16 protein-coding genes are annotated in these 21,325 nt (G+C 42.0%); 3 read left to right on the forward strand and 13 right to left on the reverse strand.

What is annotated here, in order from left to right:
• Positions 1–258 precede the first annotated feature (258 nt).
• The 6 genes from hcaD to hcaE all read right to left on the reverse strand — a co-directional run bounded on the left by hcaD (position 259) and on the right by hcaE (position 5,550).
• Complete coding sequence (gene hcaD, locus D9K81_RS01090; RefSeq protein WP_120374671.1) at positions 259–1,488, reverse strand: 3-phenylpropionate/cinnamic acid dioxygenase ferredoxin--NAD(+) reductase subunit; 1,230 nt, start codon at positions 1,486–1,488, stop codon at positions 259–261.
• A gap of 4 nt (positions 1,489–1,492) precedes the next feature.
• Positions 1,493–2,458: a 3-carboxyethylcatechol 2,3-dioxygenase gene (locus D9K81_RS01095; RefSeq protein WP_120374705.1), complete on the reverse strand. Its 966-nt coding sequence runs from the start codon at positions 2,456–2,458 to the stop codon at positions 1,493–1,495.
• Positions 2,459–2,523: 65 nt separating this feature from the next.
• A complete protein-coding gene (hcaB, locus tag D9K81_RS01100; RefSeq protein ID WP_117006843.1) occupies positions 2,524–3,339 on the reverse strand; it encodes a 3-phenylpropionate-dihydrodiol/cinnamic acid-dihydrodiol dehydrogenase in 816 nt (271 codons plus the stop codon).
• 2 nt (positions 3,340–3,341) lie between these two features.
• The gene (gene hcaC / locus D9K81_RS01105) at positions 3,342–3,668 is read right to left on the reverse strand and encodes a 3-phenylpropionate/cinnamic acid dioxygenase ferredoxin subunit (RefSeq protein ID WP_004278517.1); all 327 of its coding nucleotides are present in this window, start codon (positions 3,666–3,668) and stop codon (positions 3,342–3,344) included.
• The gene (hcaF, locus tag D9K81_RS01110) at positions 3,668–4,186 is read right to left on the reverse strand and encodes a 3-phenylpropionate/cinnamic acid dioxygenase subunit beta (protein WP_120374670.1); all 519 of its coding nucleotides are present in this window, start codon (positions 4,184–4,186) and stop codon (positions 3,668–3,670) included. The genes hcaC and hcaF overlap by 1 nt, the downstream gene beginning before the upstream one ends.
• Positions 4,183–5,550: a 3-phenylpropionate/cinnamic acid dioxygenase subunit alpha gene (hcaE, locus tag D9K81_RS01115; RefSeq protein ID WP_120374669.1), complete on the reverse strand. Its 1,368-nt coding sequence runs from the start codon at positions 5,548–5,550 to the stop codon at positions 4,183–4,185. The genes hcaF and hcaE overlap by 4 nt, the downstream gene beginning before the upstream one ends.
• A 280-nt stretch (positions 5,551–5,830) precedes the next feature.
• Between hcaE and hcaR the strand changes: the two genes are divergently transcribed.
• Positions 5,831–6,736, forward strand: coding sequence for a DNA-binding transcriptional regulator HcaR (gene hcaR / locus D9K81_RS01120; RefSeq protein WP_120374668.1), 906 nt, complete (start codon positions 5,831–5,833; stop codon positions 6,734–6,736).
• Between the two features lie 391 nt (positions 6,737–7,127).
• Here the strand turns inward: hcaR and D9K81_RS01125 are convergent, their stop codons facing one another.
• The 7 genes from D9K81_RS01125 to D9K81_RS01155 form a co-directional block, all read right to left on the reverse strand.
• Positions 7,128–7,988 (reverse strand): alpha/beta fold hydrolase, encoded by an 861-nt coding sequence (locus D9K81_RS01125; RefSeq protein WP_120374667.1) that lies wholly within the window; start codon positions 7,986–7,988, stop codon positions 7,128–7,130.
• Between the two features lie 289 nt (positions 7,989–8,277).
• Positions 8,278–9,546, reverse strand: coding sequence for an OprD family outer membrane porin (locus tag D9K81_RS01130; protein ID WP_120374666.1), 1,269 nt, complete (start codon positions 9,544–9,546; stop codon positions 8,278–8,280).
• 565 nt (positions 9,547–10,111) lie between these two features.
• On the reverse strand, positions 10,112–11,131 hold the full coding sequence (gene dmpG / locus D9K81_RS01135) for a 4-hydroxy-2-oxovalerate aldolase (protein WP_120374665.1): 1,020 nt from the start codon (positions 11,129–11,131) through the stop codon (positions 10,112–10,114).
• Positions 11,132–11,141: 10 nt separating this feature from the next.
• Positions 11,142–12,044 (reverse strand): acetaldehyde dehydrogenase (acetylating), encoded by a 903-nt coding sequence (locus tag D9K81_RS01140; protein WP_120374664.1) that lies wholly within the window; start codon positions 12,042–12,044, stop codon positions 11,142–11,144.
• Positions 12,045–12,080: 36 nt separating this feature from the next.
• Positions 12,081–12,878 (reverse strand): 2-keto-4-pentenoate hydratase, encoded by a 798-nt coding sequence (locus tag D9K81_RS01145; protein WP_120374663.1) that lies wholly within the window; start codon positions 12,876–12,878, stop codon positions 12,081–12,083.
• A 484-nt stretch (positions 12,879–13,362) separates the two neighbouring features.
• A complete protein-coding gene (locus tag D9K81_RS01150) occupies positions 13,363–14,031 on the reverse strand; it encodes an HAD-IA family hydrolase (RefSeq protein ID WP_120374662.1) in 669 nt (222 codons plus the stop codon).
• Between the two features lie 133 nt (positions 14,032–14,164).
• Complete coding sequence (locus D9K81_RS01155) at positions 14,165–15,127, reverse strand: RluA family pseudouridine synthase (protein WP_120374661.1); 963 nt, start codon at positions 15,125–15,127, stop codon at positions 14,165–14,167.
• Between the two features lie 757 nt (positions 15,128–15,884).
• Here D9K81_RS01155 and D9K81_RS01165 point away from each other — a divergent pair.
• Complete coding sequence (locus tag D9K81_RS01165) at positions 15,885–19,262, forward strand: Rne/Rng family ribonuclease (RefSeq protein ID WP_120374660.1); 3,378 nt, start codon at positions 15,885–15,887, stop codon at positions 19,260–19,262.
• 185 nt (positions 19,263–19,447) lie between these two features.
• On the forward strand, positions 19,448–21,289 hold the full coding sequence (locus D9K81_RS01170; protein ID WP_120374659.1) for a long-chain-acyl-CoA synthetase: 1,842 nt from the start codon (positions 19,448–19,450) through the stop codon (positions 21,287–21,289).
• The last annotated feature ends 36 nt before the right edge of the window (positions 21,290–21,325 follow it).

Genomic DNA, 21,325 nt, shown 5'->3' on the forward strand with positions numbered 1-21,325 from the left:
ATCGAACCAAATTTATGTTCAAATCCACAATCAACGATACTGGAATCGGTATGGATGCCACCAGATCGTTTGGGGTATAAGCATATACCCTCGGTACTATAAGAAGATTTTGGTTACTTTACACTTTAAAAAGTAAGACATCCCAACGCAATCTCATCAAAATCACAATGCAAATTGCGGGTATACCTGATGACTAAACAACAGCCATAAAAAAGCAGACCCACGTTACCGCAAGTCTGCTCTGCTTAGAATTTCAGCTTACTTTACAAGTTTACGTAAATCTTGACTTAAATCTAAATATTTGTCCGCTTCAAAAGCAGCATTTTTGCTAATCAGCTTTTTAAGATGACGCATCTCTTTAGCAGCATTTACTGTAATACCACCAACGATCACACCGTCAGTCACACCGAACAATACGAAAGAAGATTCAGCACGTTGTTCTGCGTTAATTTCACCACGTACTAGCCAATCGCTTGCTGCCATATCACCAACGAATTGATAATTGATGTCGAGCTGGTCTGTCCAGAACCATGCTGGATTTGGGGTAGGATGCTCAACATTCATCACGTGACGTGCAAAGATACCTGCTTGAAGATTGGCATTTTCCCAAGTCTCAACACGGCGGTGATTACCACAATCACGTAATTGAGTTGCAACATCGCCTGCAGCATAAATGTCTGCATTCGACGTTTGGCAGTTTTCATTTACTTTGATTGCAAGATCAACTTCGAGGCCTGCGTCAACTGCAAGCTGTGAATTTGGCACAATACCAATACCGTAAACTACAGCATCTGCACGAAGTTCTTCACCATCACCTAAAGTTACAACGATTTCTTCGCCATCCAATTTGCAATCTGCAATTGACGTTTCAAGGCGTACATCAACGCCTGCAAGGCGTTGCTGTGCCAATAAGAATTCGCTTAACACACGTGGCGATGAACGACCCATCACCATTGGACCCATTTCGATCACAGTCACTTCACAGTCTTTGAAACGTGCAGATGAAGCAAGCTCTAGACCAATCACGCCACCACCGATCAAAATGATACGGCGACCTGCTTGTAATACAGGTACGAGTGCTTGTGAGTCTTCAAGGTTACGCAGTGTATAAACGTGTTTACCCAAAGCATCAAAGTTTGGTAAACGACGTGCAGCACCGCCTGTAGCTAAAAGCAATTTGTCAAAAGCAACAAGGTCACCGTTTTGAAGTTCAACAGTCTTCGCTTCAGCATTGATTTTTACAACGCCATTGCCACGAATTGTTTCAACACCAAGATCTGCCAGTTTTTCAATCGACAAAATTTCAATCTTGGTTTCTTCAGGTTTTAGAATCACGTCTTTTGATAATGGCGGACGCTCATAAGGAAGATGCGTTTCATCACCAATTAAAATGATTTTACCTTCGTATTTGTTCGCACGAAGTTCTAAAATCGCACTCGCACCTGCTTGACCAGCACCTACGATTACAACGGTTTCAATGTTGCTCATGTTGTTAACCTTTCAATTCTGCAGATACGATGCCGAAGCCCGCGATCCACTCACTAATGTCTTCGTAGCAATGAGTTGTCATGTCGTATTCACCCAATTCACTGAGTGTAGCAAATGCAGCCATCCAAGAACGTACTTCTTGACCGCCACGACCGCCTTCACGACGAATTTCGTCTTCTGTCATTGCTTCTAAAGCAGCAAAATCAGCATTTTTGAATTTTTCAAGCAATGCAATATCCCACTCTGGACTAAGTGGTACAGCCACTGAAGTATCGCCAGCCGCCAATTTTTGGCCTACTGCAATAATTTTGGCTTGACGTGCATTACGTGCCTCTTCAGTCGGGTTACGACCTGCAATTAGGAACTCTTCCACTTCAGGTGGTACAGAACCCATTTGAGGTGTAGGTGGATCATGTGAAAGCCCCCCCGTACCCAATACAAGCACACGCTCATTTTCAAGGTTTAAAGACTTGATAAACTGACCAACAGCACGGCCCAAAGCAAGCGTACGCTTGGTGGTTGGCATTGGTGCTGCAGCGCCATTAATAAAAATTGGAATCGTTGGATAACGATCAAGTTTACCGTCACATAAGAAATGTAATGGCTGAGTCACGCCATGATCCGCTTGCATACGGTATGAGTATGCAACGTCAACACCTTCATCCAGTACACGGCGTACCAAAGCCAATGCTTGGTCTTCAGGTACATCAATGTGGCCATTGTCTTTACCATAATCCCAGTCGCCTGCAGCTGTGGCACGAATGCCCACGCAGAAACTTGGCATCAGGTCATAGAAGAAACCATTAAAATGGTCTGGACCAAACGTAATGATCAGGGTTGGGTCGTAAGCTTTGACTTCAGCAGACAAGGTTGCAAATGCAGAACGAACTTTTTGCTCTTGCGCTTGATCTTGCGGTGAAGCAAATTCCATTAAAGGACTATGCGATGCACAAATAAGTTTAACGGCCATGAGAGACTCCAAAAGGAAGGCAGCTAAAAGGATAGCTGCCAATAAGTCCATTTAAGACTAGATTTTTATTCGTCAAAGAAACCTGCACGTGGTTGACGTAAACCACGAATCCCAAGACCGCATTCTGCATTAATCAGAACACCAGTCAGTGGACGGTTATTTTGACGAGATGCCAAGAGCACATAAGAACCTGTCATTTCTTCCGGTTCAGGTAAGAAATTCAGTGGCATACCACGTGCGATTTTCTCAGGATCACGTGCATCTAACAAGCCAAGGTTCTCTTGACCCAAAGATGCAGCACCTTTGATATTCACATTCATACCTGATGGTGCAACAGCGTTCACTCGTACTTTAGGCGCAAGTTCATAGGCTAATTCTTTCATAATGCCCACACCCGCATGCTTAGATGCAGTATATACAGGGCCTCCGCCAGCAGAGTACAGTGCCGAATTAGACAAAGTAAATATGATAGAACCTTCAGAAGCGATCAATGCATCTAGCGCAGCCTTCGCACCTAAGATGAGTGATTTGGTATTAATACCCATAATCTCATCAAAAGCTTTTTCAAGTTGCTCACCAGATGTATTGACGATATCTGCATAGTGATCCCAGATACCGGCATTACCTACGAAACAGTCGAGTTTGCCAAAACGCTCTACAGTTGCTTGAACTGCACGAACGTTATCTGCATAGCTGGCTACATCGCCTTCAATTGCAAGAACCTTACCACCAAAGTGTTCATTCAATGCATCCACTTTTGCCTTTGAACGTTGAAGAACAGCCACTTGTGCACCTTCTTCTAAGAAACGTTCAACCAGTGCCCAGCCTAAACCAGAACCACCACCAGTAATAAGTGCAACTTCGCCTTGTAGCCAACCCATGATTACTCTCCTGCCATTTCTACAAACAATTGACCATCTTCAACAATCACTGGGAAAGTTTTAATTGGATCAGTTGCTGGTAGACACAATGCTTCACCTGTTTTTAAACAGAAACGCGCTGAATGTAATGGACATTCAACAGTACCGTCATCTTCAAGGTAACCTTCTGACATAGAAGCATTACCATGACTGCATTTATCATTCATCGCGAAGAATTCTCCGCCATTATTAAATACAGCGAGCGCTTCGATACCGTTTACGCCACAATCTACTTTCAATGCTTCGCCTTCGTCTAATTCATCAACTTGGCAAACAAAAATCTTATTCATTAGAAGAACACACTCAGGTTATGTGAGCTGTAAGTAACTTGGTCAAGCGTGATCTTACGGTTGAAGATTTGGAAGCCTAAGCCACCTTCAACTTTACGAATCTTGTCATGACGTTTACCACAGTAAATAACAACGTCTTTCTCTTTTTGCGTACGGTATAACAAGTAAGTTACGTACACATCGTACTCGTCTTCAACCTCAGTTGCTTCTGCAATCACGTTAGACACCATGTGTGTTGTACGTGAAGGAGGCTCTTCAGCCCAAGCCATACCTGTCTCAAGACGAGCGACACGACGCTCTAAAAGATCTTTCGTATCATTGAAAACCCAAGTTGTAGGGGGTTCAACTGAACGACGACGGTCACGGGTTTGTGCGTTTGGCGTTGTACGCAAAGTGTAAGAAATATCTTCACTCAGCGTGTCTAGCCAATCGCGGAATTTCCAATCGTCAAGCAATTTTGCTTCACGGAAAAGGAACTGACTAATTTGATGATGAAGTTCTAAACTCACTTGACTCATTTCATAAGCTCCTTCTCATATTCGTCAGCCGCAGCTTCAACGTCTTCCCATTTTTCATGAATCAACAGATCTGCCCAGCGACGGTACATACCGCGTGCTGCAGTTTCTGAGAAAATGTAGTTGGTAATGCCTGGAATGCCGTCTTCACGTACTTTCTCGTTGCCTTTACCCATTTCCATGATGAGTTTGTTTTTACGTGCTTTGTAGCCACGTAAAACTTTTTGAATCTCAATCCAGTTCTCAGAGTCATCTTGCTCTAGGAAACCAGCTGGACCAAATGCACGTGTTGCAGAACGTTCAAATGCTTCTTTCACTTCTTGTGATGCTTCAGCATCTGCAATACAGAATGCCCACACTTCAGTTTTGTTTGGACCACGTGGGTGCCATACGCGAAGTGTTGCAGTACCGTTCAACCAAGACAATGTTGGGAACATCGTGTTATGACCCGCAAGACGAAGTGCACGTACTTCACCTAAACGCTCTTTCACTTCTTCGTAAGTTTCACGGAAGTAGTTTGCAACTTCACCGTCAACCCATACGTTTGCATCTGGCTTCTCTGTAAAGAAGAAACCTGAACCATGGCCACGTGAACCGTATTGGATTGCGTCTTTCGCAGTTTCCCATACTGGACGAGCAGTTTGTGCTGCACCAAGCTTTTTAGAGCCTTCGTCATCTGGTTTCGCGCCAAGAACTTGAATTGCAGACGCGTGAGAGAACAATGCGTGATATTGGTCAGATGCGAACTGTTCAGCTGCAAATTTCCAGTTACACTCGATTTCCCACTTGTGCACACCACCAATAATTTCTGTACCACCTGGACGACGGTCTAATACGCCATCTAAGTACCAAGCGATATCGCCCATGTATTCTTCTAGGTCAGGTGTTGTTTCATCCCAACATGCGAATACTAAGCCTTTGTATGATTTAACACGGTTAACTTCAACTAGACCCCATTGCTCTTTACAAGCACCATGCGGGAAAGCACGGTCTTCAAGTGGAATGTCTTTCAGTGAACCGTCAATACCGTATGACCAGCCGTGGTATGGGCAAGTAAACGCACGTGTGTTACCACAGTCTGCGAAGCTTACGCGCATAGAACGGTGACGGCATTGGTTTAAGAATGCTTTGATTGAGCCGTCTTTTTGACGTGCCACAATAATTGGATCTTCACCCATATAGGTATTGAAGAAATCCCCAGCCTTAGGAATTTGGCTCTCATGGCAAAGGAACAACCATGTACGACCGAAAACACGCTCTAATTCTAATTCGTAGATATCAGGATCTGTATAGATCGATGGCGTAATACGTCCATTTTGCGCATCGACTAAAGCATCGATTTCGCGCACATCAATTTTTCCACTCATGAAAAGCTCTCCTGTGGCCACTTAGGTCACAAAACAAATAGACTCAACTTTCCGACGATGATGGATTTTCACTGAGTTTTGCGGAAATATTTTTTTTGTTTTAATTAAGAGCTTTCACCAATTATTAGAATAGATATTTTTGATATACGCTTTCAATAAAACCCACCAAGACCATTTATTTTCTAAATGGCAAAATCAACTTCACGACATAGTTGTTTATAGATTATACTGACTTGAACTCATAGTAAGACATTTTTTGGATTACTCCTAGGCTAGATATATGGAATTACGACACCTTCGCTATTTTATAACCGTTGCTGAAGAATTGAACTTCAGCAAGGCAGCACTCAAACTTTATACAGCTCAGCCATCGCTCAGCCAACAAATTAAAGACCTTGAAGAAGACGTCGGTGTACAACTACTACACCGTACTAAGCGTAAAGTAGAGCTTACTGAAGAAGGCGCCGTGTTCTTAGAACAAGCCCGCTTAACTTTGGCACAAGCAGACAAAGCCATTGCGATGGCGCGTCAGGTTTCACAAGCCAAACAGCAGATGCTTCGCATTGGCTTTGTTCCTGTTGCAGAGATGAAAATCTTTCCTTATGTACTGCCAAACCTACGTGTACAAAACCCTGACCTCAAAATTGAATTACTCAGCTTAAACAACGTTGAGCAAATGAAATTATTGAAAAAAGGTGAACTCGATATCACTTTTACCCGTCATAACTTCAATAGTGACGAAATTGAAAGTCAGTTTGTATTGCGTGAGCCTCTTATTTTCATTTTGCCTAAAGATCATCCTTTGGCAAAATATGAACGAATTCCAGTTAAGGCACTGAATGGCATAGATTTTATTATCCCTGCTGCCGAGCAGTCTCTCACCTTACATACCGCCATTTTAGACTTCGCCAAAGCCAATAATATTGAATTTAATATTGTGCAAAAAGCCGATAATATTTTGTTTAATATCAACTCAATTGGTATGGGATTAGGTTGTACGATTCTACCGGGTTATATCGCACCACTCACCATGAACAACACCGTGATTCGTCCTTTAGACATCGAATTACCGTATCTTGATTTGTATGTGAGCTGGCGTAAAAATAGTGAATCTATGGCAGTAAACAAATTTATGGAACTGCTGACACGCGTGTTTTATTTAGATATTGCACGTGAACAAAATTAATTTTTTATATAGTTTTACTTAAAAACCATCGCACCATTATTTCTTAAATGAATAGTGGTGCTTTTTTTTGACTAAATTTGTCTGCTTTTTATCCCAAATAGACTTAAGTCTTACGCTTTTTATGTATAAAAGCTGTGGTCTTTATGGGAAATAACTTATAAGAAAATGTTTCAACACCTATAAACCTAGGATTTTTTAGCCAAATTACAACTTAAGTCTAATACGCTGGTCTAAGACTCAACACATCAATCAGACCTTTTTCTTAGCCAAACCACACAAATATATCTCCTGTTGAAGATACTAAGCCCTATAAATGTTACAAATAATGTACTTTTTAAGACCTTCAGCTAAAAAAAGAGCGCCGAAGCACTCTTTTTTATCTCGTTATGGCTTATTTAACGCCATGAACTGCTAAATAGTTTTTAATCACAGTATTAAATTCTGCTGATTTTTCAACTTGAGACCAGTGACCACATTGGCTGAAAATGTGCGCATCAGCATTTGGAACAACATTTAAAATATCCCAAGTACGTGAAACTGGAATCACAACGTCTTGTGTACCATGAATAAGTAGTACAGGTACCGTAATGTCTTTCATTTTTTCGAAGTCTAATGGGAATTCAAAACGATCACGGTCACGTGCGCCAACAACATCCATCAAACGGTTTGATGCGTAGTCATTTGCAGCAGATGCAAAACGTACTTTTACCAATTCATCAGTAATCAAGTCTTTGTTCACAACAAACATAGACAATGTTTTCTTGATGCCTTCTTCTGTTAATACAGGGTTTGCATGTGCTTTAAGTGCAGCAGTTTGTTTCGCACCGCCCGTACCCATAGATACGATACCCAAGATACGCTCAGGATAGTCAAGCGCCATTTGGAATGCTAACCAACCACCCAATGAGTTACCCACTAACCATGTTTTTTCAATGCCCAGTGCATCTAAAGTACGTACCGCATGGTCTACCCAAGCACGGATACCGTAAGCTGTGTTTGGTGCTACAACTGTTTGGCCATAACCGATGGTATCAATTGCGATACAACGTGCTTGCTCACCAATTTGTGGTAAGTTTAACCACCAGTTTGCAGCTGCAGATACACCAGTACCAGAACCGTGTAAAAATAGAATCGGCGTACCTTCACCAATTTCGTGGTAATGGGTTAATTCGCCTTCAGCAGTTTCAATCCATTTATCTTCTAAACCAAAGAATGAATCTGTTGTGTATTCAGGGATTTGAACTGTGCTCATACATACTCCTCGTACAGCATCATACTGGCGTTTCAATCACATCCGGATTTAAACGCCTATAAATAAGATATTTTGAGTTTTACCTTTGCATATTACCTGCTATCCGCACGACAACTGATACAAAATTACGATCATAAACAATAAATTTAATATAATTTAAATATTTGTTTTTATTATGTTATTTTTATTGAATACCCTTAAAAAGCATCGGGTATTTTTCACTGGAATATCAACGCATAAAAAAGGGCAATCTCTTTTAGGATTGCCCTTTTGCATTTTAGGCTACAAATTAGAACTTATAAGTATAAGTCGTTGCTACACGGTATTCTTGTAGGTCTGATTTATAGTCAAAGTTCGCATCAATATACATAGCTTGGAAACCTAGGCCCTTCAATTTACCTTCAGGCACAGTGTAATTTACAATCAGATTCAACTCATCAGACTTCTGATCTTTCTTACCGTTGGTTTCAGCGTCTTGGCCCATCATATAAACTGCAGTCGCATTTAAACCTTTAGCACCCAATTCAGCGAAGTCATAACCATAAGTAAAGCCGAATGATTTTTCATTTTTCGCTGTAAAAGTTGCTACACCCCAGTTCACAAGGTAAGGCTGTGGAACCCAGCCACCCAATGTAGGGAATGCATTGTCACCAAACATTTGTTGGTAGCCTAAACCTACTGTATGTGCACCATAATTGACTTTTGCACCAACAGATAATGCTTGGTTGTCGATTTTGCCATACAGTTTGTCACCAGACTCTGAATTGTCAAAGTAACGAACATGGCTATCAAGTTTAGCTTTTTCACCTAATTTTGTTTTGTAGTTTGCACCTACATAATGTTGGCGATAAATATCTTGAACATCGGCATACCAGTAGCTAGCACCAATTTCAGGCGTAAATTGATGGTCAACACCCGCGATATACATACCGTCAGACGTAGGCCCTAAATCAAAATGACCTTGACCACCATTCGGTAGAACTTTGCCTGGTGCAAATAAGGTCAAGTCACGAAATTGGTTGTCATAACGGTTGTTAATGCCATTAATATACGCCAAGGTCAATTTGGTATCTTTAATGTCTTTCGACTCTAACCATGCACCACTATATGTGGTGAGTAATTGACGCGATGGATCGAATACCAAGACTGGAGAAACAGGTAATATTTCACCTACTTTCAATTCAGTTTTAGCCACTTTCGCTTTTAATGTCGCGCCTACTTTGCCAAATTCATCTTTCGATTTTTGACCATTGTGAGGCAAAATGTAATCTGCTTTGGCATCACGACCGTTCAATTTAAAAGCATGCTGAACCAAAAGGTCTGCACCCACTTGAATACCGCCACCAATATCTTGGTAACCTGATTTTGCATCAAGCGTAATACCTTGGCTCCATGAACCCCAGTTATTATTTGGTGTATCTTCAATTTGACGGTCTAAATAGAAATTTTTAAGTTTCAATTGAACCTGACTGTCGCCAATAAAATCTGCATGAGATGCAGTTGTCCCTAAAGTTGCTGTCGCAGCAAGTATTGCTATCCATAAGTTTTGACGACGCATGGCTCTCTTCCTAAATCATCAAATTAAGCTATGGTGCTATCATGCTAAACAATGCGAATTTGAGAAATCAGACCACAGTATTAAGTTTTTTCGATGAATATATCATCTTGATTGATTGCGTGATTTTGACTGATTTTGTTTAGAGTTTTAAGCAATAACTGTTTTTCACTTTATTTATCAAATGGTTTAAATAAGTAAATGTTTTATCATAGTTAAAATTATTTTTTATGGTTTTTAAATCAGTTCTAGATTTCACTTATTGCTTTTAAGTTTAATACATTAAAACATTGTTTGAATTTCTCACTCAGACTTATATTTAAAAAAAATTACATAATATATTAAAACTATCAATATCAGATATTTAGATTAAAAATAACTCACACTCCAGATCCTGTTTGATAAATGCTTATCCACCATACAATCATCGCAACATCATTGTTCAGGATTCACCCTGCCCCCGCCAGTCACTACAAAAGTGCTAGCTCTGCTTTTGCCTAAAATTTATATGATCTAAAAATAAAAAAGCACCCCAAAGGATGCTTTTTTGAATTGCGCTTAAAATAAATTAAGCTTGTAATTCACGTGCTTTAGACATAGTTAAAGCTAAATCTTCGATCATGTCTTCTTGACCGCCAACCGTACCACGACGACCAAGCTCAAGAAGAATTTCACGCGCAGAAACACCATATTTCGCTTCAGCACGTTTAGCAAACAACAAGAATGAAGAGTAAACACCCGCATAACCCAAAGTTGCAGCATCACGATCGGCACGGATCGGGTTGTGCATCATTGGAATCACAAGGTCTTCAGCAATGTCTTGTACTTTAAACAAGTCAACGCCCGTTTCCATTTGCATACGGTTCGCAACAGCAACAAACAACTCAAGTGGTGTGTTACCTGCGCCAGCACCCAAACCAGCAGATGCTAAATCGACACGAATCGCGCCCGCTTCAACAGCAGCAACGGTGTTCGCCACGCCCATACCCAAGTTATGGTGACCGTGGAAACCGATTTCGATGTTTGAATCTAAGCTTTGACGTAAAGCACCAACACGGTCTTTCACATCTTGCGGAAGCATATAGCCCGCAGAGTCAGTCACATAGATACAGTTTGCACCGTAAGACACCATCTTTTTCGCTTCTTCTAATAAACGCTCTGGAGAAGCCATGTGCGCCATCATTAAGAAACCAACAGTGTCCATACCCAACTTACGTGCAGCAGTGATGTGCTGTTCAGAGCAATCGGCTTCTGTTGAATGCGTTGCTACACGAATCGTAGAAACACCAATCTCATGTGCCATGTGCAAATGATCAACCGTACCAATACCAGGAAGTAACAATGCTGTTACTTTGGCATTTTTCATGCGTGGCACAACTGCAGATAAGTATTCTTCATCTGTAGCTGCAGCAAAACCGTAGTTTACAGAGTTACCACCAAGACCATCACCATGTGTTACCTCAATTAAAGGTACACCTGCTTCATCCAAAGCAGTTGAAATGGCAATCATTTGCTCAACAGTAGTTTGATGGCGCTGTGGGTGCATACCATCACGTAGTGTCATATCATTAATAATCACTTTAGACATGATGTGCTCCTTAAGCTTCAGCAACTTGTGATGCGATTAAACGCTCTGCGAACATTTCTGCAGTACGTGCAGCAGCAGCAGTCATAATATCGAGGTTACCCGCATATTTAGGCAAGAAGTCACCTAAGCCTTCTACTTCTAAGAAGATAGAAACACGGTTTCCATCAAAAATAGGACCATTTACCAGTTTGTAACCTGGTACATATTTTTGAACTTCTTTAAGCATTGCGTGAACAGCTTCAGTAATTGCAGCTTGATCAGGCTCACCTTCAACCAAGCAATGCACTGTGTCGCGCATGTACACTGGTGGCTCAGCTGGGTTAATAATAATGATCGCTTTACCTTGTTTTGCGCCGCCGACTTTTTCAATCGCGCTTGCAGTTGTACGGGTAAATTCATCAATATTTTTACGTGTACCAGGACCAATAGATTTAGTCGAAGCAGTTGCAATAATTTCGCCATAGTTCACAGGCTGAACACTCGCAATCGCAGCAATCATTGGAATAGTTGCTTGACCACCACATGTCACCATGTTCACGTTTGGTACTTCGCCTGCTTCAAGTAAAGCATTCAAGTTCACTGGTGGTACACAGAATGGACCAATTGCAGCAGGTGTTAAGTCAATCATCAACACGCCAAGTTCATTTAACTTACGGCTGTTTTCAGCATGTACATACGCTGAAGTTGCATCAAATGCAATTTTGATGTCGTCTGCAATGACGTGAGGAAGTAGACCGTCTACGCCTTCAGCAGTCGTTTTTAAACCCATTTTTGCAGCACGTGCAAGGCCTTCAGAAGTCGGGTCAATACCTACCATCCAAACTGGCTCTAACCATTCGCTGCGTTGAAGTTTGTAAAGCAAATCAGTACCAATATTACCTGGACCGATCATTGCACATTTAATCTTTTTCATTAACGTACTCTCTAAAAATTTTGCTCAGGCAGGTTATTATTCAGCAGCAAATGATGCTGTTACAGAACCAAAACCTTCAATTTCAACCACGAATTCGTCACCCGCGTTTGCCACAACCATTGGACCCAGCGCACCTGTTAAAATGATGTCACCAGCCAAAAGTGGACGACCACGACGTACCATTTCATCTGCCAACCAAACAGCAGCATTTAATGGATTTGCAAGACATGCTTTACCCACACCTTGAGAGACCACTTCACCTGCGCGAGTCATCGTCATTTTGCAATTCACAAGGTCAAGGTTTTCAAGTTTCACAGGACGTGAACCTAAAACATAAGCTGCTGAAGATGCATTATCAGCCACTGTATCAATTAACGAAATTTTCCAATTTTCGATACGGCTATCCACCACTTCCACCGCAGGAAGTGCATAGTCTGTAGCGCTAATAATGTCTGCGTAAGTATGTTTTTCTTTGGTTAAATCTGCTTTGATTACTAAAGCGATTTCAGCTTCAACTTTAGGTTGAATTAAAAGACCTGCTGGGATCGCTTCGCCATCGCCATACGCCATATCGGCAAATAACATACCAAAGTCAGGCTGATCTACCCCCAACTGTGCTTGAACTACTTTTGAAGTCAAACCAATTTTACGGCCAGTTAAACGACGACCTTCAGTCAACGCGCGCTCAGTATTTACTTCCTGAACTGCATACGCAATATCAACATCTGCACTTTCACCGCCAAGTTGTGGACGGATTGGCGCAATCGCCTTTTTTGATAGTTCAGCTTCACGCAGTGCTAAAGCAACTGACTCAACAACAGCAGAATTCGACATCAATGTTTCCTTAAACTGCAAAAATGGGACTTACAGCGCCATCTGTGAAAAGTCAATTTAAAGCTCATTTTTAAAGTCAATGAACATTAACATGTCCTAACCAACAATAATGTCTGGTAGGTGCTTCAGCAGAGAACGCTTATATAAATAAACTGGTTTAGAATCGGGATTTTACCCCCCGAGCGCCAATACTTATTTTATTTCTAACAATAGCTAATTCCTATAAATTAACTCGGATTTATTATTTAAAAACAAAACTTTAAACTTAAACAATCATCTGCACCTAAAACCTTAGCCAGCTTACGAATTCTGAACAATCCTAAAAAACCCAGCGTATACGACTAAAAGACTAGATCATTTGCTGTTTTTTTAATTCTAAGGTTGTCTATTTAAGCGTGAATTTTGCCAAAATGGCGCATACAAAAAGGCGGGAATCGCTCAGTGTGAGCGCCCGCCTCTTGTGCCTATTTAAAGCAATTTTGATTTAAATCAGCTCGATATCTTGTACTTGTTCCAACAGAAAATCATGTAACTTTCGTACATCTGAGACAATCGTCAGTGGTGCAAATTGCGATAGCGTTTTCTGATCATGCACACCATAAAGTACCCCAACCCGAGGCATTTGAATGTTTTGCGCCATCTGCAAATCATACGAGGTGTCCCCCACCATGATCGCAGCTTCTGCAGCCACACCAGTTTGTTGCAAGATTTCTTGCAACATTAATGGATCAGGTTTGGATTTGGTTTCACTGGCCGCACGCGTTGCAATAAACAAATCTTCACTTTTGGTCTGCTGTAACACGCGGTCTAAGCCTTTACGGCTCTTGCCTGTTGCAACAGCCAATTGCACCCCTTGCTCTTTTAAATCATGGAGCATGTCGGATACGCCCGAGAACCACGCATCACCTTTTGAGTTCGCGACATAATGGGTTGCATAGCTTTGTAAAATTTCTTCATGTAATTCAGGTACAGTTGGAAATAAACGCTGTGCGACTTCAGGCAATCCCAAGCCAATAATACTTTTTGCATCTTCTGCGGTGAGTGGTTGCTGGTACTGTTCAGCTGCAAACATCAGGCTTGCCACAATTTGTCCCACTGAATCAAATAAAGTGCCATCCCAATCAAAAATAATCAGTTCTACTGGTTTTTTCATACAATTTTCCTAAATTTGATTCCGCTCAAAACAAGTTATATCTCAGCCCCTCGCAGGAGCTGACTCAGGATAAATAAGACCCAACTCGATTTTATACAGCGTACAGCTCCACCAAAGAAAACAACATAAACTATTAATCTTCAGGTGTTGTTGCTGGTTTATCCGCTTTTTGTGCACGAAGCTGTGCGACTAAGCTTTGCATATCTTCAGGTAATGGTGCTTCAATCGTTGCATAACCTGGAATATCTAAACGCATTGCATGTAGGCATAAACGGCGTGGTTTCGGGCCTTTATAGTCAGTTTCATGACCATATTTTTCATCACCAACCAAGGGATGACCAATACTCAAACCATGCACACGAATTTGATGGGTACGACCCGACAGTGGCGAAGCATATACCAACGTTGCGTGCATAAAACGCTCTTGAACGTTCCACTGTGTCTTGGATTCTTTACCTTCTTTCGACACACGGACACGACGTTCGCCATTTGCCAATTCATAACGAAGTAGTGGCTGATCAATCAACTGCTTATCTAAGCTGACCTGACCTTTTACTACAGCCGCATAGGTTTTCTGAATTTTGTGCTCACGTAGCATATCTTGTAGGGTTTTCAATACACTACGCTTTTTAGAAATCATGACCAAACCAGATGTATCACGGTCAATACGATGAACCAGCTCCAAGTACTTTTTACCTGTAGCTGCACGTAAACCTTCAATCAGACCATAGGCCACACCACTGCCACCATGTACAGCAATGCCCGATGGCTTATTAACAACCATCAAGCCCTCATCTTCATAAATCACACGTGCCAATAAGCTTTGCGCCACTTTATCTGACACAGGCACAGCCGATTCGTCTTTTTGTTCATAACGAATTGGTGCAACACGAATTTGGTCGCCAATATTTAATTTGGTTTCGGCTTTCACGCGCTTTTTATTTACACGTACTTGGCTTTCACGAATCAAACGATAAATTCGACTTTTAGGCACGCCTTTGAGGCGTGTAAATAGAAAATTATCAATACGCTGTCCCACTTGATGCTCATCCACTTCAAACCAAGTGACGCTTTGCCATTGCTGTGTAGAATTCATACAATTACTGTGACCTAAAAAAAATACTAAATTTGGTTAAAAACTGATCATTTAGGCTATGCTTTACACAAGAAACATAAGCTTAGCCCATAGGCAGATGATGCAAGGTTTGATATAGTCAGCGCACGGAAACCATCGTTGGTGGACAAAAGTTGAATCGTTTCAGTTTACTGAGCATGCTTTTTCAATGAAGTGCCCATCTAAATACGCATAGGTCCCAAAAGAATTATGCCGACGCCGAAGGCTTATTATATCGGCAAAACTGTAAGCTGTTGCGTTTAATTACACCTATACGGTGTAAAAGCAGCTTACCCAAAAAAATATGCTGCCAACTTTGTTGGTTTTAAACGTAAACTGATACACATCAGATTAGTCGCGCCCTAATGCTACATTCAGGCTACAGCGTTGATACATTGGATCTGCACAAGTTGTAAAGATACGATGATAATTCCGTATCAAGACACTCTATCTACAAAGAAGGGATGATCTTTGAGCAATGTGACAGTGAAAGTTACTCACATCCAATGTACCGCTCGTCCGCCAGTGAATTCCATCAGGTGACTTTAATCGTTTAAAGATTGAAGCCGTATTGCCATCATCAATACGTGAATCAAAAACCGAAGCCCACTATAAAGAAGGCCGGTAAAAGAACTCAGACCGCAATCGGTATATTTGAGATCTGAGGGTTGATCCGTTGTTTGATGTTCGCTACGTGTATAGCGATGTTTTGTTGTGTATCACTATTAGGTGTTACTCCATGAAACGTATGTTGATTAATGCAACACATGCCGAAGAGATTCGCGTTGCACTTGTCACTGGACAACGTCTTTACGATTTTGACTTAGAAAATCGTACGCGTGAGCAAAAAAAATCCAATATCTATAAAGGTCACGTGACTCGCGTTGAACCTTCTCTAGAAGCTGTATTCGTTGAATACGGTGCAGGTCGTCAAGGTTTCTTGTCGATGCGGGAAATTGCCAACTCATATTACAAAGCTGACCCTCGTCAAACTTCAAACATTCGTGAGCTCATTACGGAAGGTACTGAACTTTTAGTTCAAGTGGAAAAAGAAGAACGTGGCAACAAAGGTGCGGCTTTATCTACCTTTATTTCCCTTGCTGGTCGTTATTTGGTTCTTATGCCAAACAACCCTAAAGGTGGCGGTATTAGTCGTCAAATTTCTGGTTCAGTTCGTGAAGAACTCAAAGAAATGTTGGCGTCTTTAAATATCCCTCGTGGTATGAGCGTGATTGTGCGTACTGCAGGTATTGGCCGTTCGCAAGAAGAATTACAACTTGACCTACAACATTTATTAGATCTTTGGGCACAAATCCAAAGCACGTCTAATTCTGGTCCATCACCAATGCTTGTTCATCAAGAAGCTGGTGTAGTAACTCGTGCAATTCGTGACTACCTACGTGATGACGTTGCAGAAATTCTGATTGACTCTGAGCAAGCCTACAACGAAGCATATAACTTTGTTAAAGCTGTGATGCCTCGTCAAATCGACAAGCTTAAAACCTATACTTTAAATGAACCGTTATTCGCTCATTTTGGTATTGAAAGTCAAATTCAAACTGCTTATGAACGTGAAGTAAAACTTCCTTCTGGTGGTTCAATTGTGATTGACCAAACTGAAGCGTTAGTGTCTATCGACATTAACTCAGCAAAATCAACACGTGGTCACGATGTAGAAGAAACTGCACTCAACACCAACTTAGAAGCAGCTGAAGAAATTGCGCGCCAATTACGTTTACGTGATATCGGTGGTTTAGTGGTCATCGACTTCATCGACATGACCAAAGACCGTAACCAACGTATGGTAGAAGCGAAACTTCGTGAAGCAACACAAAGCGACCGTGCCCGTATTCAATTCGGTCAATTGTCTCGCTTTGGTTTAATGGAAATGAGCCGTCAACGCTTACGTCCATCATTAGAAGAAGCTACTGGTTATGTATGCCCACGTTGCCATGGCACAGGTATGGTTCGTGACCTCCGCTCTCTTTCACTTTCAATTATGCGTAAAGTTGAAGAGATTGCCCTTCGCGAACGTCATGGTGAAGTTCAAGTTGAAGTTCCTGTAGAAATTGCAGCCTTCTTATTGAATGAAAAACGCCATAGCTTGGTATACCTAGAGCAAACTTCAAATGTCCGTGTAACTGTATTGCCTCACCCGCATTTAGAAACACCACATTACGAAATTTCATATAACCCAGAAGGCTTTGCGCCAACAAGCTATGAACGTACTGAAGCAACACGTTCAAGCGAAAAAGAATTGGGCTATGAAGCTTCTGAATGGCATTTAGAAGAAGAGCAGCAAGTCGCTCAAGCGCCTGTTCAAGCACAAGAAAAAAGCCATAAAAAGCAACAGCAAAAAGCTCAAGTTACTACTCAAGCGCCAGTTGCTCAGGCCCCTGCTCCAGCAGTTGCAAGCTCTAGTCCATGTGCATGGTTAGAAAACTTGTTTGTACAAAAGCAAGCTGCCACGATTGATCAATCACGTACTGCAAATAACGCAGCAACAATGATTGAACAAATGGTGAATGGTGGTGCTGTAAGCCGTGGTCAATTTGGCCAAGTCGGTCAAGTTGCTGTAGCAGCGACTACACCAGTTGCGACACCTGCAAGCAATGTGTACTTAGCGCCGTCTACATCTGTAACTCACAAGCCTGATGTCCGCGAGACAGAAAAGCATGTTGAGAAAGACGAAAAAGCAACACAGCGCAATCACAACAAAAAGCAACGCAACAAACATAAAGAACCACGTGAGCAAGTTGCTCAAGACAACAATGCACCGCAACATCAAGTGCATGAAGAAGTGCTTCAAGTGTCGCGTCAAGAGCAACGTCAAGAAGCGCGTGAAAATAAGCGCAATTCACGTCGCCCACACAACAACAGTCACAGCGAACAACAGCAGCATGATGTGCAACAAAATCATGAGCAACAAGCTGTTCCACGTCGTGACCGTAACAATCACCAACGTCCAAACCGCCCAAATCGCCACCGCGATCCAAGCGTGTTAAATGAGCAAGCAATTGCTCAAGAGTTGGCGGTTGAAACCACATCGGCTGTCGCTTCGCGTCAACCTAAGGTAGAAACTGTTGAAGTTCCTCGCCAAGAGATTCTTCCAACAGCAATGGTGGTGAACCTAGACCAAGCGCAAAGCGAAATCGTTGCTTTAACGCCTGAAGCACCAGTGAAAGCTGAAAAACCAGCTCGCAATCAGGTTGCTGATGCAGCTCCAGCAGAAAAAGCTGTAGTTAACGAAGCACCAAAAGCAGAGCACAGAGCGAAGGCTAAACCACATCAAGAGCCTGCTGAAAAGCCAGCTCAAGATGCGCCAGTGAAACGTGCAAGCAATGACCCACGTCAACGCCGTCGTCAGCAACGCGATCAAAACCGCCAAGCTCAAGCGCCGAAGTTATCACCTTCACAAGTGCCAACTTTGGGTCAATACACTGTGAGCAGTCTAATTCGCCATGTATATGGTGAAGATTGTTCAGTTCTGATTGAGCAGTTTGGCTTAATTCCAACATTCAACCGAGCTTTGCAAAAATTCACGGAAGAGTACGCAGCAACACTTTCAACAGTAGTAACACCTGTTGAGAAAAAACCTGTTACTCGCGATGTTGTCGTAGTTAAAGCAACACCTGAGGCAGAGCCTGCAGCGGTATTGGACTTAACCCCACCGAAAGCAACCTCTGAAAATCGTGTGTCTAACGATCCACGCGTACGTCGTCGTTTAGCAAAATTAGCGGCTGAACAAGCTCTTGAGCAAGCGAAAAATGTTCAAGTGGAAGCAACTGAAACGACTGAAAGCACAGTTGAAGTAACACCCGTTGTGGAAAACACAGCTGAAGTCGTTCCAACAGTTGCAGAAAGCGTTCCAACTCAAGAAACACTTGCAATTGAGCCTGTAGCAGAAGAAACTACTGAAACACCAGTAGAAGCTGAAGTAGCACCTATTGAGGTGATTGCAGAGGTTGAAGCTGAAGCAGAAGTGCAAGACGCAGTAGAAAGCACTGATGTTGCAGAAACAGATGACGAAAAAGCGAAAGCAGACAAAGATAAGCCTGCTCGCCCACGCCGTCCTCGTGGTCGTCCACCAAAGAAAACTAATCCTTCAGCTGAGTAGCATTTGCAAAAATGCAGCTGATTAAAAAAATCCAGTCATTTCGGTGACTGGTTTTTTTTTGATACTTTTGTCAAATTAGGTTGATTGCACTAGATTAAAACGATTAAAACCCAATATCTCTACTGAATGCATCATATACCGCTAACAAAAGACGTATTGGATTACGCAAAATAACTAGGATTCTCATGAGCCAAACTACACCACATGATCTGATTGGGATTGCAGATGTCGCTGCTAAAATTCCCAAATTTATGAGCAAAGTTCCAAATTTATTATCGGGACTCAAGCAAGCCTATTTACGCACTCCAAATACACCTGCTGGTCTTGGCATAGCATTTGAAAAAGCGGTTAAACGTAATCCAGATGGTATGGCTTTGCTCTTTGAAGAACAAAAATATACCTATACCGAGCTCAACCAATGGGCCAACCAAATTTCACACTACTACCTTTCCCTCGGGGCTAAAAAAGGTGATGTGATTGCGGTGATGATTGAAAACCGCTCTGAACTTGTGGCATGTATTGTTGCATTAGCAAAAATTGGCGTAACGGCCGCACTGGTCAATACCTCTCAAGTGGGTAAAGTGCTTGCACATAGCATTAACCTCGTAAACCCTATTGCAGTGATTGTGGGCGAAGAGTGCCGTGTAGCTGTCGATGACATACGCAACGAACTGAGCGTAGCACCAGAGCGTTTACATTGGTTTGCCGATCATGCGACGCGCGTAGACGCAGGTAAAGCACCTAAAGGCTTTCAAAACCTTGCCCAGCTTATTGAGCAATTTCCAAAATTCAATCCACCTACAACGCAAAGTGTGAAAGGGAAAGACGGTCTATTCTATATCTATACCTCTGGTACCACAGGTCTACCAAAGGCCGTGATTTTTACCAATAGTCGCTGGACGCTGGCATACGGCACTTATGGTCACATTTTAAATCTCACACCAGATGATGTGATGTATGTGACCCTGCCTCTTTATCATGCAACGGGTACGGTGGTGTGCTGGTGTGGGGTGATTGCAGGTGCGGCAACACTCGCTATTCGTCGTAAATATTCAACCTCTTCTTTTTGGAAAGATGTACAAAAATTTGATGCTTCGGCAATTGGCTACGTGGGTGAACTTTGCCGTTACCTTATGGATGCACCACCATCTGATCTAGAAAAAGGCCACCGTGTCACCAAAATGATTGGTAACGGCATGCGACCGAATATCTGGGACAAGTTCAAAGAACGCTTTGGCATTGAAGAAGTACTAGAGCTATACGCATCTAGTGAAGGCAATGTTGGCTTTAGTAACGTATTTAACTTTGATAATACTGTAGGTTTCTCACCTACCCCCTATGCAGTCATTCAATTTGATAAAGAAAAAAATGAACCGATCCGTAACAAAAAGGGTTGGTGCATTAAAGTTAAAAAAGGTGAAGTAGGCCTATTGGTGGGTAAAATCACTCGTCGTTCACCTTTTGATGGCTATACAGATCCAGAAAAAAACAAATCTGTAATTATCAAAGACATGTTTAAGCATGGCGATGCCTATTTCAACACAGGTGATTTAGTACGCGATATTGGCTTCCGTCATGCGCAGTTTGTGGATCGCTTGGGCGATACTTTCCGCTGGAAAGGCGAAAATGTGTCCACCACCGAAGTTGAAAACATGGTGAGCGAGTACAGTAAAATTTCAGAAGCCGTGGTATATGGCGTAGAAATTCCAAATACCAATGGCCGTGCAGGTATGGCAGCCATTACCTTGCATCCCAATGCAGTATTGGATGAACAAGACTGCAAAAACATGCTGGCTGAGTTTAAAAAATGCCTACCAGCTTATGCTGTTCCTTTGTTTCTACGCATACAACAACAGGTTGAAACCACAGGTACGTTTAAATATCAAAAAAGTAAGTTAAAAGAGCAAGGATTTGATCCTGAAAAAACCGATGATCGTATCTTGGTATGGTTGCCAAGTAATGATGCTTATTGTGAACTAACTGCTGATATTTTAAGCAATATCCAAGCTTACAAGTACCGTTTCTAATCAGAGAAAGCCCGTTTTTTGATAAAAACGGGCTTT

The sequence above is a fragment of the Acinetobacter chengduensis genome (assembly GCF_003664645.1).
GTDB lineage: Bacteria > Pseudomonadota > Gammaproteobacteria > Pseudomonadales > Moraxellaceae > Acinetobacter > Acinetobacter chengduensis.